Origin of the sequence: Amycolatopsis sp. NPDC051128 (assembly GCF_040682715.1) — a bacterium.
GTDB lineage: Bacteria > Actinomycetota > Actinomycetes > Mycobacteriales > Pseudonocardiaceae > Amycolatopsis.
Genome location: NZ_JBFBBN010000038.1, coordinates 62,537 through 77,436, shown reverse-complemented (window position 1 = coordinate 77,436; position 14,900 = coordinate 62,537). Strand labels below are relative to the sequence as shown.

17 protein-coding genes are annotated in these 14,900 nt (G+C 70.7%); 12 read left to right on the top strand and 5 right to left on the bottom strand.

Annotated elements, in window-relative coordinates; all coding sequences use genetic code 11:
- Positions 1–94: 94 nt before the first annotated feature.
- From AB0M82_RS31610 to AB0M82_RS31570, 9 genes are all read left to right on the top strand, one after another.
- Complete coding sequence (locus AB0M82_RS31610; RefSeq protein ID WP_364729698.1) at positions 95–1,783, top strand: nitrite/sulfite reductase; 1,689 nt, start codon at positions 95–97, stop codon at positions 1,781–1,783.
- A complete protein-coding gene (locus AB0M82_RS31605) occupies positions 1,780–1,935 on the top strand; it encodes an Insertion element protein (protein ID WP_247055118.1) in 156 nt (51 codons plus the stop codon). Before AB0M82_RS31610 ends, AB0M82_RS31605 begins: the two co-directional genes overlap by 4 nt.
- Positions 1,932–2,627 (top strand): phosphoadenylyl-sulfate reductase, encoded by a 696-nt coding sequence (locus AB0M82_RS31600; protein ID WP_364729695.1) that lies wholly within the window; start codon positions 1,932–1,934, stop codon positions 2,625–2,627. Before AB0M82_RS31605 ends, AB0M82_RS31600 begins: the two co-directional genes overlap by 4 nt.
- 20 nt (positions 2,628–2,647) lie before the next feature.
- Positions 2,648–3,568, top strand: a complete 921-nt coding sequence (gene cysD / locus AB0M82_RS31595; protein WP_364729692.1) for a sulfate adenylyltransferase subunit CysD — start codon at positions 2,648–2,650, stop codon at positions 3,566–3,568.
- On the top strand, positions 3,568–4,830 hold the full coding sequence (locus tag AB0M82_RS31590; protein ID WP_364729689.1) for a GTP-binding protein: 1,263 nt from the start codon (positions 3,568–3,570) through the stop codon (positions 4,828–4,830). The genes cysD and AB0M82_RS31590 overlap by 1 nt, the downstream gene beginning before the upstream one ends.
- Entirely contained in the window at positions 4,827–5,570 is a 744-nt protein-coding gene (locus AB0M82_RS31585; protein WP_364729686.1) for a sirohydrochlorin chelatase, read from the top strand. Before AB0M82_RS31590 ends, AB0M82_RS31585 begins: the two co-directional genes overlap by 4 nt.
- 171 nt (positions 5,571–5,741) lie before the next feature.
- A complete protein-coding gene (locus tag AB0M82_RS31580) occupies positions 5,742–6,371 on the top strand; it encodes a cyclase (protein WP_364729683.1) in 630 nt (209 codons plus the stop codon).
- A gap of 52 nt (positions 6,372–6,423) precedes the next feature.
- The gene (locus AB0M82_RS31575; protein WP_364729680.1) at positions 6,424–6,936 is read left to right on the top strand and encodes a DUF3291 domain-containing protein; all 513 of its coding nucleotides are present in this window, start codon (positions 6,424–6,426) and stop codon (positions 6,934–6,936) included.
- 27 nt (positions 6,937–6,963) lie between these two features.
- Positions 6,964–7,737, top strand: coding sequence for an enoyl-CoA hydratase family protein (locus tag AB0M82_RS31570; protein ID WP_364729677.1), 774 nt, complete (start codon positions 6,964–6,966; stop codon positions 7,735–7,737).
- Between the two features lie 72 nt (positions 7,738–7,809).
- On the opposite strand, the gene AB0M82_RS31565 is transcribed toward AB0M82_RS31570, so the two are convergent.
- From AB0M82_RS31565 to AB0M82_RS31550, 4 genes are all read right to left on the bottom strand, one after another.
- Positions 7,810–8,709, bottom strand: a complete 900-nt coding sequence (locus tag AB0M82_RS31565; protein ID WP_364729674.1) for a hypothetical protein — start codon at positions 8,707–8,709, stop codon at positions 7,810–7,812.
- Between the two features lie 224 nt (positions 8,710–8,933).
- Positions 8,934–9,302 (bottom strand): barstar family protein, encoded by a 369-nt coding sequence (locus tag AB0M82_RS31560; protein ID WP_364729671.1) that lies wholly within the window; start codon positions 9,300–9,302, stop codon positions 8,934–8,936.
- A complete protein-coding gene (locus AB0M82_RS31555; RefSeq protein ID WP_364729668.1) occupies positions 9,299–9,775 on the bottom strand; it encodes a ribonuclease domain-containing protein in 477 nt (158 codons plus the stop codon). The genes AB0M82_RS31560 and AB0M82_RS31555 overlap by 4 nt, the downstream gene beginning before the upstream one ends.
- A gap of 11 nt (positions 9,776–9,786) precedes the next feature.
- Positions 9,787–9,990 carry a hypothetical protein gene (locus tag AB0M82_RS31550; RefSeq protein WP_086863451.1) on the bottom strand — a complete coding sequence of 68 codons (204 nt, stop codon included), beginning with the start codon at positions 9,988–9,990 and terminating at the stop codon, positions 9,787–9,789.
- Between the two features lie 59 nt (positions 9,991–10,049).
- On the opposite strand from AB0M82_RS31550, the gene AB0M82_RS31545 reads away from it, so the two are divergent.
- From AB0M82_RS31545 to AB0M82_RS31535, 3 genes are all read left to right on the top strand, one after another.
- On the top strand, positions 10,050–11,015 hold the full coding sequence (locus AB0M82_RS31545; RefSeq protein ID WP_364729665.1) for a zinc-binding dehydrogenase: 966 nt from the start codon (positions 10,050–10,052) through the stop codon (positions 11,013–11,015).
- 137 nt (positions 11,016–11,152) lie between these two features.
- On the top strand, positions 11,153–12,199 hold the full coding sequence (locus AB0M82_RS31540; RefSeq protein WP_364729662.1) for an alpha/beta hydrolase: 1,047 nt from the start codon (positions 11,153–11,155) through the stop codon (positions 12,197–12,199).
- Between the two features lie 94 nt (positions 12,200–12,293).
- Positions 12,294–13,748, top strand: a complete 1,455-nt coding sequence (locus tag AB0M82_RS31535; RefSeq protein ID WP_364729659.1) for an amino acid permease — start codon at positions 12,294–12,296, stop codon at positions 13,746–13,748.
- On the opposite strand, the gene AB0M82_RS31530 is transcribed toward AB0M82_RS31535, so the two are convergent.
- Positions 13,745–14,794: a nitronate monooxygenase gene (locus tag AB0M82_RS31530; protein WP_364729656.1), complete on the bottom strand. Its 1,050-nt coding sequence runs from the start codon at positions 14,792–14,794 to the stop codon at positions 13,745–13,747. The two genes, AB0M82_RS31535 and AB0M82_RS31530, sit on opposite strands and share 4 nt — an antisense overlap.
- Positions 14,795–14,900: the final 106 nt, after the last annotated feature.

Below are 14,900 nucleotides of genomic sequence, written 5' to 3'. Positions count from 1 at the left end.
CACCTGCCACGAACCTGGACAGCCGGCGCCGGAGGAAACCCGCGAGCCGGTGGTCCTCCTCCGCCGCCACGAAAGCCTCTCGGAGGACGCCGCCATGGCCACGCCCCAGACCCCCGCCCGCCCCGCGCGCGTCAAACAGAAGCGCGGTGAAGGGCAGTGGGCGCTCGGTTACCGGGAGCCGCTGAACCCGAACGAGCGGTCGAAGAAGGACGACCACCCGCTCAACGTGCGGGCGCGGATCGAGAACATCTACGCCCACCGCGGGTTCGACGCGATCGACCCGGGCGACCTGCGCGGCCGGTTCCGCTGGTTCGGCCTCTACACCCAGCGCAAGCCCGGGATCGACGGCGGCCGCACCGCGACCCTGGAGCCGGAAGAGCTCGACGACCGCTACTTCATGCTGCGCGTCCGGATCGACGGCGGCGCGCTGACCACCGGGCAGCTCGCCGTGCTCGGCGAGATCTCGCAGGCGTACGCCCGCGACACGGCCGACATCACCGACCGGCAGAACATCCAGTACCACTGGATCCGGATCGAGGACGTCCCGGCGATCTGGGACAAGCTCGAGCAGGCCGGCATGACCACGATGGAGGCCTGCGGCGACAGCCCGCGCGTCATCCTCGGCTCGCCGGTCGCCGGCATCGCCGCGGCCGAGGTGATCGACGGCACCCCGGCGATCGACGAGATCAAGCGCCGCTACATCGGCAAGCCGGAGTACGCCAACCTGCCGCGCAAGTTCAAGACCGCGATCTCCGGCCAGTCCGACGTCGCGCACGAGATCCACGACGTCGCCTTCGTCGGCGTGAACCACCCGGAGCACGGGCCCGGCTTCGACGTCTGGGTCGGCGGCGGGCTGTCCACCAACCCGATGCTCGGGCAGCGCCTCGGCGCCTGGGTGCCGCGCGACGAGGTGCCGGACGTCTGGGAAGGCGTCATCTCGATCTTCCGCGACTACGGCTACCGGCGGCTGCGCTCGCGGGCCCGGATCAAGTTCCTGGTCAAGGACTGGGGCGCGGCGAAGTTCCGGCAGGTGCTGCAGGACGAGTACCTCAAGCGCGAACTGCTCGACGGCCCGCCGCCGGTCGAGCCGGCCGTGCCGCTCGACCACGTCGGCGTGCACCCGCAGGTCGACGGGAAGTTCTACGTCGGCGCGGCGCCGATCGCCGGCCGCTCGTCCGGCGGCACGCTCGTCGCCGTCGCCAAGGCCGCCGAGCGGGCCGGTTCGGGCCGGGTGCGGCTCACCCCGCAGCAGAAGCTCGTCGTGCTCGACGTCCCCGAAGCCCAGATCGCCACGCTCTCCGCGGAGCTGGCCGAGCTCGGGCTGGAGACGAAGCCGTCGCCGTGGCGGCGCGGGGTGATGGCCTGCACCGGGCTGGAGTACTGCAAGCTCGCCATCGTCGAGACGAAGGCCCGCGCGCAGCAGCTCGTCGCGGATCTGGAGAAGTCCCTGGCGGACATCCAGGCCGACCTCGACACGCCGGTCAGCGTGCACCTCAACGGCTGCCCCAACTCCTGCGCGCGGATCCAGACCGCCGACATCGGCCTCAAGGGCCAGATCGTCACCGACGCCGACGGCAACCAGGTCGAAGGCTTCCAGGTGCACCTGGGCGGCGGCCTCGGCCTCGACGCCGGGTTCGGCCGGAAGCTGCGCGGCCACAAGGTGACCGCGGCCGAGCTGACCGGCTACGTCGAACGCGTCGTGCGGGCCTACGTCACCGGGCGCGAACCCGGCGAACGGTTCCCGCAGTGGGCCGCGCGCGCCGAAGAGAGCGCCCTGCAGTGACCTCTACCGAACGAGCGGCTCCATACTACTGCCCGTATTGCGGCGACGAGGATCTCCGGCCGGAAGAGAACGGCGGCTGGCTTTGTTCCGCCTGTCGCCGGGTTTTCTCGGTCAAGTTCCTCGGCCTGTCCCTTCCGGAGGTTTCCCGATGACCGCCACCGCCGACTACAAGACCCTCGCCGAGCGCGCGTCCAAGGAGCTCGCCGACGCCACCGCGGAAGAAGCGCTCCGCTGGACCGTCGAGACGTTCGGCGACGACTTCATCGTCGCGTCCAACATGCAGGACGCCGTGCTGATCGACCTCGCCACGAAGGTGAAGTCCGATGTGGACGTCCTGTTCCTCGAGACCGGCTACCACTTCCCCGAGACGATCGGCACGCGCGACGCGGTCGAGGCGGTCTACCCCGGCGTGAAGATCGTCAACGCCCAGGCCGAGCAGAGCGTCGCCGAGCAGGACGCCGAATACGGCGCGAAGCTGCACGACCGCGACCCGACGCAGTGCTGCCACCTGCGCAAGGTCGTGCCGCTGCGCAACACCCTCGCCCAGTACTCGGCGTGGGTCACCGGCGTCCGCCGGGTCGACGCGCCGACCCGCGCGAACACCCCCATCGTCACCTGGGACGACCGCAACGGCCTGGTGAAGGTCAACCCGATCGCGGCGTGGACCGACGACGAGTTCAAGGCCTACATCGCCGAGCACGGGATCCTGGAGAACCCGCTGGTCTCGATCGGTTACCTCTCGATCGGCTGCGCGCCCTGCACCGCTCGCGTGGAGCCGGGACAGGACCCGCGCAGCGGCCGCTGGGCCGGGCAGAGCAAGACCGAGTGTGGACTGCACGGCTGATGTCAGACACCGAGGGACGCATGACAACATTGGAACCCGCCACCGACGCGGCCCAGGACAACCTGGCCGCGCTCGAGTCCGAAGCCATCCACATCTTCCGCGAAGTGGCGGGCGAGTTCGACCGGCCGGTGATCCTGTTCTCCGGCGGCAAGGACTCGACGTTGCTGCTGCACCTGGCGATCAAGGCGTTCTGGCCGGCGCCGGTGCCGTTCCCGCTGCTGCACGTGGACACCGGGCACAACTTCGACGAGGTCATCGAGTTCCGCGACCGCGTCGTCAAGCAGCACGGGCTGCGCCTGGTCGTGGCGAAGGTCCAGGACTGGATCGACGACGGGCGCCTGGAAGAGCGCGCCGACGGGATGCGCAACCCGCTGCAGACCACGCCGTTGCTCGACACGATCGCGGAGAACAAGTTCGACGCCGTCTTCGGCGGCGGGCGTCGCGACGAGGAGCGTGCCCGGGCCAAGGAGCGGATCTTCAGCCTGCGCAACGCCTTCGGCCAATGGGAGCCGCGGCGCCAGCGGCCCGAGCTGTGGAACCTGTACAACGGGCGGCACCGCCCCGGCGAGCAGGTCCGCGTCTTCCCGCTGTCCAACTGGACCGAGGCCGACGTCTGGAACTACATCGCCCGCGAGAAGGTCGAGCTGCCGTCGATCTACTACGCCCACCAGCGCGAGGTGTACCAGCGTGACGGGATGTGGCTCGCGGAAGGCCCGTGGGGCGGGCCGCGTCCGGGTGAAGAAGTCCGCGAACTGACGGTGCGGTACCGGACCGTCGGCGACGGCTCGTGCACCGGCGCGATCGAATCCACCGCGGCCACCGTCGAAGAGGTCATCGCCGAGGTGTCCGCGTCCCGGCTCACCGAGCGCGGCGCCACCCGCGCCGACGACCGCATGTCCGAGGCGGCCATGGAAGACCGCAAGCGTGAGGGGTACTTCTGATGAGCTCGCTTCTTCGCCTGGCCACCGCCGGGAGTGTGGACGACGGAAAGTCCACCCTGGTCGGCCGGCTGCTGTTCGACACGAAGTCGGTTCTCGCGGACCAGCTGGACGCCGTCACGCGCGCGTCCGTCGACAAGGGACTGTCCACACCGGATCTTTCGCTGCTGGTCGACGGCCTGCGCTCGGAACGCGAGCAGGGCATCACCATCGACGTCGCGTACCGCTACTTCGCCACGCCCAAGCGGTCGTTCGTGCTGGCCGACACGCCGGGCCACGTGCAGTACACGCGCAACACCGTCACCGGCGCGTCGACCGCGCAGCTGGCCGTGCTGCTGGTCGACGCGCGCAAGGGCGTGATCGAGCAGACCCGGCGGCACGCGGCCGTGCTGGCCCTGCTGGGTGTGCCGCAGCTGGTGCTGGCGGTGAACAAGATCGACCTGGTCGGCTACGACGAGGCGACGTTCACGGTGATCGCCGCGGAGTTCGCCCGGCACGCGGAGTCGCTGGGCTACGAGCGCGGCTCGGTCCTCGCGATCCCGGTCTCGGCGCTGGAGGGCGACAACGTCGCGACGCGCTCCGAACGGACGCCGTGGTACACCGGCCCCAGCCTGCTGGAGCACCTGGAGGACGTGCCGGTCGCGCCCGACCCGCACGACCAGGCGCTGCGGTTCCCGGTGCAGTACGTGATCCGCCCGCGCACGCCGGAGTACCCGGACTACCGCGGTTACGCGGGCCAGATCGCCGCGGGCACGGTGCGGCCGGGCGACGAGATCGTCGTGCTGCCCCAAGGCATCCGCAGCCGCGTCGAACGGATCGACACCGCCGACGGCCCCCTGGCCGAGGCCGGCGCGGGAACGTCGGTGACGCTGCTGCTCACCGACGACATCGACATCTCCCGCGGCGACCTGATCGCGGCCGCGGACGCGCCGCCGCGGGTCACCGACGAGATCACCGGCACGCTGTGCTGGCTGTCGTCGAAGCCGCTCAAGCCGGGCGCGCGCGTTCTCGTCAAGCACGGCGCCCGCACGGTGCAGGCACTCGTCGGCGACCTCCACGCGCGGTTCGACGAGCAGGCGCTGTCCAGTGTGGACGATCCGGCCACGCTGGAGCTCAACGACATCGGGCTGGTCACCCTGCGCCTGGCCGAGGAGCTGGGCGTCGACGACTACGGCGTCAGCCCGCGCACGGGCGCGTTCCTGGTGATCGACCCGAAGGACGGCGACACCCTCGCCGCGGGCCTGGTGGGTGAACGCTTCTCGTGACGCCGCCCCTGGTCGCCGTCGCGCACGGCAGTCGTGATCCCCGCTCGGCCGCGACCGTGCGGGCGCTCGTCGACGTCGTGCGCGCGCAGGCACCGGGCCTTTCGGTCCACGAGTCCTTCCTGGACCTTTCGGAGCCGCGGGTCACCGACGTGCTCCGCAAGCTGTACGCGGACGGCCACCGCACCGCGGTGGTCGTCCCACTGCTGCTCGGCAGCGCGTTCCACGCGCGGGTCGACCTGCCCGCGCTGGTCGGGGAGGTCACCGCCGAGTGCCCCGGCTTCCGGGTGCGGACGGCGGACGTGCTCGGCGCCGACCCGGCGCTGGAAGCCGTCGCCCTCGACCGGCTGGCTTCCGCGCCGCGCAGGCGTGGCACCGGCGTGCTGGTCAGCGCGGTGGGCTCGTCGAACGCTTCGGCGAACGCCGTCGTCGCGGCGCTGGCCGCGCGCTGGGAAGAGCGGCTCGGGCTGCCGGTGAGCGAGACGTTCGCCAGCGCCGCCCAGCCGGACATCCCGGCGGCCGCCGAACGGCTGCGCGCCCGCGGCGTGCGGCACCTGGTCGTGGCCTCGTGGTTCCTGGCCCCGGGGCTGCTCCCCGACCGGATCGCGCGGCTGGCCCGCGAGGCGGACCCGGGCGCGTTCATCGCTTCGCCGCTGGCGGACGACCCACGCGTCGCGGACGTCGTGGTCGCGCGGTACGCCACCGCCGTCACAGGGTTGCTTCGCGCCGACGAGCGCGTCTAGTAGGGCGGGTCTGCCCCTCACCACCGCCAAAAGGCGAGTCTTATTCACATTTACCGTCACCCTGCGCGCATGGGAACGGTCAATCCTTGACGCGCTACTTAACTTGCCGGTAACTATCTAAACGCTGCGCAGCTTTCGTTCTCCTCCAAACCCCCAGGTAGGTGGACACAGATGAAAGCTCTTCACTTTTCCCGGCTGGCCGCTCTGACCGCGGCCGCGGCCCTTCCGATCGCTCTCGCCGCCCCCGCTTCGGCGGCCACCGCCGTCACCTTCGACTGCCAGGCCAACGCCCCGATCGTCGGACCGCAGAAGGTGTCGCTGAACCAGGGCACCGACGTCACCGCGCCCCCCACGGTCGCACCCGGCGCCGCGTTCGACATCGTCATCGACGCGGCACCGAACACCGTGCCGGGCGAGGTGAGCGGGAACAAGGTCAAGAACATCAACACCTTCGCGCTCAAGTTCCCGGTCCCCGCCAACTCCACCTACGTCGGCGCCGACCTCACCGGCGGCTCCGGCCTCGGCTCGACCCCGCCGGCCATCTCGGTCGCGAACGGCGTCGCGACGCTGAGCTTCCCGGGCCCGATCGCCGGCGGTTCCACCTTCGAACTGCCCACCATCACCGCCCACCTGACCGCCGGCCAGTCGGGCACCATCGAGACGAAGCTGTCCGGCACCAGCTACAGCGATCCCGGCCTGACGTTCAAGGCGGTGGCGAGCACCATCATCGGTGACATCACCGCCCCGACCGCCTGCTTCCCCAACCCCAGCCCGGTCTTCACCACGACGACCATCGGCTGAGCGCCCGGGAAAGGCCACCCTGCGGACGGCGTTCCGCCCGTAGGGTGGCCGCATGGGGTACGAACTCGCTCAGGTGAACATCAGCCGGATGAAGGCGCCACTCGACGACGAGTCCTTTCGCGACTTCGTCGACGCGTTGGAGCCGGTCAACGCGATCGCCGACCACGCGCCGGGATTCGTGTGGCGCCTGCAGACCGAGGACGGCGACGCGACGTCGATCCGCGCCTTCGAATGGGACGTCCGCGGCACGTCCGGGATCCTGGTCAACATGTCCGTGTGGACGTCGGTCGAAGCGCTGGCGGGCTTCGTGTTCTCCGGCGAGCACCTGGCGATCCTCAAGCGCCGGCGCGAGTGGTTCCACCGGGTCCAGGACGTGATGACCGCGCTGTGGTGGGTCCCCGCGGGCTACCGGCCGACGACCGCGGACGCCGAGGCGAAGATCAAGCACCTGCGCGTCTACGGTCCGACCCCCGAGGCGTTCACGCTGAAGCAGCACTTCCCGGCCCCGTCGCCGGCCGTCGCGGAGGCCCGTGAGGGTGACCCCGATTGGCTGTGCCCCGCGTGACGCCGGCCGTGTGCGAAGGTGTCGGTCATGGCTGACGAACTGGTGCACTACGACGTGGTGGGTGGCACCGCCACGATCACCCTGGACTCCCCGCACAACCGCAACGCGCTGTCGGCACAGCTGCGCCGGGAACTGTCTTCGGCGCTGTCCGCCTCGGCGGCCGACGACGCCGTGCGCGTGGTCGTGCTGACCCACACCGGGCCGGTGTTCTGCGCGGGGATGGACCTCAAGGAGGCCCGCGGCGCCGGCGCGGGCGACCAGGGCGTGAACGAGTTCCCGAAGATCCTCGACCAGCTGTGGACCAGCCCGAAGCCGGTGGTCGCCCGGCTGGCCGGCCCCGCCCGCGCCGGCGGCATCGGCATGGTGGCGGCGTGTGACATCGCCGTGGCGGTCCCGGAAGCGACGTTCGCTTTCTCCGAGGTCCGCATCGGCGTCGTGCCGGCGATCATTTCGCTGACGGTGCTCCCCCGGCTGAACCCCCGGGCGGCCCACGAGCTGTTCCTGACGGGCGACACGTTCGACGCGCGCCGCGCGGTGGAGATCGGCCTGCTGAACTCGGCGGTCCCGGCTTCGGAGCTGGACGGAGAGGTCGCGCGGTACGTCAGGGCCTTGGCGCAGGGCGGACCGAAGGCGCTGGCCGAGACGAAGGCGCTGTTGAGCCGCCCTCGCCCGGCGACGCCGTCGGAGGGCTTCGAGGAGATGCTCGGCCTGTCGGCGAAGTTCTTCGCCAGTGAGGAAGGCCAGGAAGGCATCCTGGCCTTCGCCCAGAAGCGCAAGCCGAACTGGGTCCCGCAGGACTGAAGGCGCGCCGGACAATGCCCCCCAATGTGGCGTTCGTTGCGTCCAGCGCACCGAACGCCACATTGGTGCGCTTTACGCGGCCTTTGGGCGGCAGGTCACGGCAGGGCGTGGGCGTCGCTGCGCCGCCGCGTACGCCGAGCGAAGGTCGGCGATCACCCGGTCCGGCTGGGTACGCAAGTGGATCGGCAGCGTCTGCAGGAAGGCGATTCCGGCTGCGGTGTAGCGGGCGTTTCGAGCGAGGGTGTCTGAGTAGCGATTGCCATCGCTGTGCCATTGGCGTGAGTCGATCTCCCAGGCGAACGCGATGTCGTCGCACCAGGCATCGGGCTTGGCGATGAAGGTGCCTTGCTCGTCGAAGACCCTGACGTTCCATTCGGCGGGTGGCAACCCGGCAAGCTTCCAGATCTCCCAGGCGTCGGCTTCGGCGACCGATTCCGCGCCACAAAGGATCGCCTGGAGAGCCCGACGGGGCAGTGCTGAGCCTCGCTGGCTACCGAGACGAAGTTCCCTGTCGAGTTGCTCCGGTGTGCAGCGCTTGCGTTGCACCGCCTCGGCGAGCAGTGCTTGCACGGTGTCGAAGTCCCGGATCCGGCGTGCCGCGTCGAGCGCGGCCCGATACACCGGTGCGACGGGGACGCCGCCTCGCGTGATCGGATCGGGCAGCCGGGTAGTGCGTTCGACGAGGGCGAAGCCGCTGCTGGTGGTCTCGCGCTCGCTCCGAACGAGGATGTGCACGTCGTCAGGCTCCGGGAAGTCCCGGAGCCCGTGTCTTCGCAGTGCCCAGAGGCCCGTGAGCACCGCGGAGCCGCCGCCACGGATGAGCGCTGCCTGCAAGCGCTGTTCGCCGGTGGGTTCGGTGGGATGCAGCAGGATGATTCCCGGTAGCAACCTCCGCCACGGGCCACCGGGCAGACAGCGGCGATAGATGCTGCTGCGTTGCATGCCGATTTCCTCGAGTTCGACGGTGCGCACGACATCCGGATTGCTCTTGTGGCCGACAACCAGTGGGTGCCGGGCCCAGGTCCCTCTTCGCACACTTCAAGGATCAGCGACCTCAGAGGTAAAACGCCAGCTCGGAGCGGCGCGAACGGTCCGTTCGAACCGCTCTGAGCTGCAAACCACCCGTTCGTGACATCCCGGCTCATGAAGCTCAAGCCTGCTTGAGAGATCAGCGCAGTCAAGCGGGCGGCGCGGGCTCAGGCGTCCGGCAGCACGACCGTGAGCCGCCACGAGCCGGCGCCGCGGCCGCTCGGGCCGAGCGCGCGCTGCGCGTCCGAGAGCACGCTGCGGATCGCCAGGTACGTCTTCGGCTCCGCCTTGCGCAGCGCGTCCGAGCCCGGCCAGATCAGCACGTGCTCCCCCGGCGGCAGCCACGACAGGTCGGTCAGGCAGTCGTAGAGCGCGTCCAGGTTGTGCCCGAAGTAGTCCGGAAAGGACAGTGCGTCGGCGAACGCGCTCAGCGTGCTGGTCTTGTCCACGGTGGGCCGTGAGTTCACCAGGTGCGGGTACGCGCCCCTCGCGAAGGCTGCTTCCGCGGCGGCCTTCGCCTGCTCCTCGGCGCTCATCGGGCCGGGTCCACGACGACGAACGACGCGTAGTGGTCGCCGGTGTAGTACAGCTCGTGCGCCTGCCCGGTGACCAGCCGCCGCGCGCCGCGGTCGGCGCTGCCCGGCGTCTTCACCGTGTACTCGTGGTAGTAACCGGACTTCTTGCCGGGCAACTGTTTCTCGCGGTTCTCGAACACGACGTCGTCGTTGCGCGGGTACGGGTACGGCCCGCCCTTTTCGATCAGCTTCCACGTGTCCGCGGCCTGTGTGGGCAACGCGGAAAGCGCCTTGACCGGCAGCCCGGAGTCCGCGCCCGGCACGGCCGCGCCGCCCTTGGCCGACGGACTCGGCGCCGACGGACTCGGCGCCGACGAACTCGGCGCGGGCGACGACGGCGAGCCGTCGCTGAGGACGTCCTTGACCAGCCAGCCCCCCAGCACCAGCACGAGGAGCCCGATCAGCGCGGCGGTGATCCGCCTTCGGTTGAACATGGTGCGCGAGCCTATGCCGACCCGTCGGACCGGTCGTCGTCACGCCCCGGCGTCAGTCTGCGGGCGAAGAGCCCGACGAGCTTGTCGAGCACCCACGCGGCGGCCAGGCACAGCGGCACGACGACCACCATGACCAGCACGAACTGGACCGGGAACCACGCCTGGGCGAGCCACAGCTCGACCCCGTCCCACCAGTCGGCAAGCCCGTTGAACACGGTGTGAGCCTACGCGCGCTCCGCTGCCACCGCGCCCCAGGGGCGGTACGTTGCAGGACATGTTCGCCGTGTACGCGCAGGAACCCAACGCCGACAGCCCCCTGGACTCGCTCGTCGTGGGCGAGCGCCCTGACCCCGACGTGCCGGACGGCTGGGTCCGCGTGCACGTCAAGGCGGCCAGCCTGAACATGCACGACCTCTGGACGCTGCGCGGCGTCGGGATCAAGCCGGACCAGTTCCCGATGATCCTCGGCTGCGACGGCGCCGGCACCCTCGACGACGGCTCCGAGGTCGTGCTCCACTCGGTGATCAACGCGCCGGGCTGGCAGGGCGACGACACCCTCGACCCGAAGCGCACGCTGCTCACCGAGAAGCACCAGGGCACCTTCGCCGACCAGGTCGTCGTGCCGGCCCGCAACGTCGTCCCGAAGCCCGCTTCGCTGAGCTTCGCCGAAGCAGCCACCATGGGCACGGCCTGGCTGACCGCCTACCGGATGCTGTTCGTGAAGTCCGGACTGCGGCCGGGCCAGACGATGCTCGTGCAGGGCGCGTCCGGCGGCGTCTCGACCGCGCTGGTGCAGCTCGGCCGCGCGGCCGGGTTCCGGGTCTGGGTGACCGGCCGCACCGAGGAGAAGCGCGCCCTCGCCGCGAGCCTCGGCGCCCACCAGACGTTCGAGTCGGGCGCCCGGCTGCCCGAGCGCGTCGACGCCGTGTTCGAGACGGTCGGCAAGGCGACCTGGTCGCATTCGGTCAAATCACTCAAGCCGGGCGGGATCATCGTGGTCTCCGGCTCGACCAGCGGCCCGGACGCGAACGCGGAGCTCCAGCGCGTCTTCTTCCTCCAGCTGCGCGTTTCCGGGTCCACCATGGGCACCCGCGACGAACTCTCGGACCTGCTCGCCTACCTCGACCTGACCGGGGTCCGGCCGCAGATCGGCGCGGAACTTTCCTTCGCGGAGGCCCCTAAGGGGTTCCAGGCGATGCTCGAAGGGGACACCGCGGGCAAGATCGTCTTCACTCGCTAGACCCGCCCTGAGCTGGGCGGATTCCGATGTGAAAAGTCATTCGACATTGAGTGAATCCTTGGCGTACCCGGTTCGAGACCTGGTCGTTAGCACCTAAGTTCCACCTAAACTCCATGCCGGGCAGCTAATCTGTAGTCATGACCGCGACGAAGCGGCCCGCTCCGGCTGTACCGGGCGGCCGGCCCAGTGACCCGGACCCCGTGCGGGTCTCCTTCCGGCGCTACGCCGGCGTCCGCACCCGTGTTCTCGAGGTCGGCGACCCCGTCCAGGAACCGGAGCAGCCCGCTTCGCGCCGCTCGCCGCGGCGCCGGGCCGCGGCATCGCACGTCCGGCCTTCCGCACCGCGCCTGGTGCTGCTGCACGGCTACTGCGACAGCGCTGATACCTGGCGTCCCGCCTTGGAGCAGCTCGCGGCCGCCGGAATTCCGGCGGTCGCGGTCGATCTGCCCGGTTTCGGGGACGCCCAGCCGCTGCGGCCCGGCCCGATGCTGCCGCAGCTCGACGCGTTCGCCACCGCCGTCGTCCGGGAGCAGGCGGTGCTCGGTTCGGTCGTGCTGGCCGGGAACTCCCTCGGCGGCACCATGAGCCTGCGCGCGTCCCAGAACAGCCACCTCCCGATCTCGGGCGTCGTGTCGATCGCCGCGCCGGGGTTCGTCGACTCGTGGCTGATCCGCGCGGTGGCGCGCTATCCGCTGCCGCTGCGGCTGTACACGGCGCTCCCGGTCCCGGTGCCGGGCTTCCTGGTCCGCAAGGTCGCCGAACAGGTCGTCCCGCGGCTGCTCTACGCCGACTCGGGCGCGGCCGACGCGACCCAGGTGCAGCGCTTCACGGCGCTCTTCCCGGACTACCGCGCGACCAAGAGCCGCCTGGAGCAGGCCCGGCAGCTCGTCGCGGAGCTCGCCGACGCCTACCGCCTCGACTCGGTGCAGGTCCCGCTGCTCGTCGTCGCGTGCGGCAAGGACAAGCTCGTCACCGCCGCGTCCGGGCGGCAGCTGCACACCCTGGTGCCGCACAGCAGGCTGCTGGTCCGCGAGGACTGGGGGCACTGCCCGCAGCTGGACGACCCGGTGGAGATCGCGGAGCTGCTCACGTACTTCGCCGCGAGCGCGGTCCGGACCACGCAGGCCAAGCGGGCCGCCGCGACGGCGTCGGAGGCCGTGGGCGAGGACACCGCGGCCGGCTGAGGCGCTCAGGCTGTGGCCACGCGGAGTTGACGGTAGGTTCCCGCGTTGGGTCCGCGACCCGGGCCCGCTCATCGCGACGTTCGGGAGACGATTGATGTCCGCTCCAGAAGGTTTGGGTTCCAGCTCCGGCATCTTCCGGCGCAAGCCGATCGACCAGATCCAGGACACTTCGGAAAGCGGTGGCCTGAACCGCACCTTGGGACTCTGGCAGCTGACCGCCATCGGCATCGGCGGCATCATCGGCGCCGGGATCTTCGCGCTCGCCGGCAGCGTCGCGCACGGCGACGCCTCGGCCGGCATCCCCGGCGTCGGCCCGGCCGTGCTGATCTCGTTCCTCATCGCCGGCGTCGCGAGCGCCGCGGCCGCGTTCTCCTACGCCGAGTTCGCCGGCCTGATCCCGAAGGCCGGTTCGGCCTACACCTACGGCTACGCGGTGCTCGGCGAGGTCGTCGGCTGGTTCATCGGCTGGGACCTGCTGCTGGAGTACACCGCGATCGTGGCGGTGGTGGCGATCGGCATCTCCGGCTACTTCAGCTTCCTGCTCGGCCAGCTCGGCCTCGACCTGCCCGCGTGGATGCTCGGCGCGCCCGGCACCGGGCCGGGTCACCGGGTCGACCTGTTCGCCGCGCTGCTGTGCCTGCTGATCGCGTACCTGCTCAACCGCGGCATCCGCAGCGCCGCCCGGTTCGAGACGGCGATGGTCGGGATCAAGGTCCTGATCGTGCTGGTGGTCATCCTGGTCGGCTTCTTCTACGTAAAGACCGGCAACTACACGCCGTTCGCCCCGGCCGGCTTCGGTGGAGCGGTGACCGGCGCCGCGACCGTGTTCTTCGCCGTTTTCGGCTATGACGCGATGTCGACCGCGGCCGAAGAGTCGAAGGACGCGCAGCGGCACATGCCGAAGGCGATCCTCTATTCGCTGGCCATTTCGATGGTGCTGTACGTGCTGGCCTGCCTGGTGCTGACCGGCATGCAGAACTACACCGAGATCGACCCGAAGAGCGGTTTCTCGACGGCGTTCAAGTCGGTCGGGCTCTCCGGGCTGGCCACGGTGATCGCGATCGGCGCGATCGTCGGCATCCTCACCGTGCTCTTCACGTTCCTGATGGGCGCCACCCGCATCGGCTACTCGATGAGCCGCGACGGGCTGCTGCCGCCGTGGCTGGGCAAGACCAACCCGACGCGGCAGGTGCCGAGCCGGATGACGTGGATCCTCGGCGGCGCGTCCGCGATCATCGCCGGGGTGCTGCCGATCGGCGAGGCCGCCGAACTGACGAACATCGGCATCCTGCTCGCCTTCGTCGTGGTCTGCGTCGCCGTGATCGTGCTGCGCTACAAGCAGCCCGGCCTGCCGCGGACGTTCAAGACGCCGGGCATGCCGGTGGTGCCCGCGATCGGCGTCGTGTTCTCGATCTGGCTGATCACGTTCCTGCAGCCGGCGACCTGGATCCGGTTCGCAATCTGGTTCGCCATCGGCCTGCTCGTCTACTTCGCCTACAGCAAGCGGCACTCGCTGCTGAACCGCGGCGGCGCCGGCCCCGCGGACTAGCGGATCCGGTCGAGGCGTGCGGCGGCTTCGCGCGCCTCGACCTTCAGCCGCTCGAGGATGACGGCGACCGAAGCGTCGTAGCCGAGCGGGTAGGTCTGCCCGGCCCACAAGGACATCGCCTCGGGATCACCGGCCTTCGCCGACGCCTTGCGCACCGGCCCCGCGAGGTGGTTGAGCTGCGGGTACGCGGCCGGCGCGCCTTCGGACAGCTCGTCCATGAACTTGTTGACCAGCCCCCGCGCCGGGCGGCCGCTGAAGGCGCGGGTGAACGCCGTCTCGCGCTCGGCGACGGCCAGCGCCTTGCGGTGGGGCTCCGCGGTGCCCGCCTCGTCGGCGCGCAGGAAGACCGTGCCCAGCTGGGCGGCCACGGCACCGGCCGCGAGCACGGCCGCGACGTCGGCGCCGTGCACCAGCCCGCCGGCGGCGATCAGCGGCAGGTCGACGCGCGCGGCGACGAGCCGCAGCAGCGCGAGCACGCCGTATTCCGCGCCACCACCGGGCAGCGCGGCGTCGTCGGTGAACAGGGAGCGGTGCCCACCCGCTTCGAAGCCCTGCAGGACGAGCGCGTCGGCGCCGAGGTCCGCGGCCCGTTGCGCGGCCTGCGGGGTGGTCACGGTGACGACGACCCGGGCGCCGGCTTCGTGCAGCCGCAGGACGTCCGACGGTGCGGGCGGCCCGAAGGTGAACGACACCACCGGAACCCCCTTCTCGAGCACGACGTCCAGCTTCGCCGCGTACGCGTCGTCGTCCCACTTCGGTTCGCCGAGCTCGACGTCGTACTCGCGGGCGAACCCCTCGAGCCGCTCGCGGTGCGCGGAAATGTCCGCACCGGTGTCCGGCTGCGGGACGAACAGGTTGACGCCGAACGGGCGCGTGGTGAGTTCGCGGGTCCGGTCGATCTGCGCCGCCAGCTTTTCCGGTGTCAGCATCCCGGCGGCCAGGAAACCGAAGCCGCCGGCCTCGGTCACCGCGGCGACCAGCTCCGGGGTGGTCGGCCCGCCCGCCATCGGCGCGGCGATGACCGGGAACGCAAGCTCGTCGAACATACCTGCGAGCGTAGTCCCGGGTTTGCCGTCAGGACCACCCGAGTTGGTCTAGACCATGACCGGGGAAGATGCGACGATCCGGGCAGGTGCGACGGCGAGGTCGCGC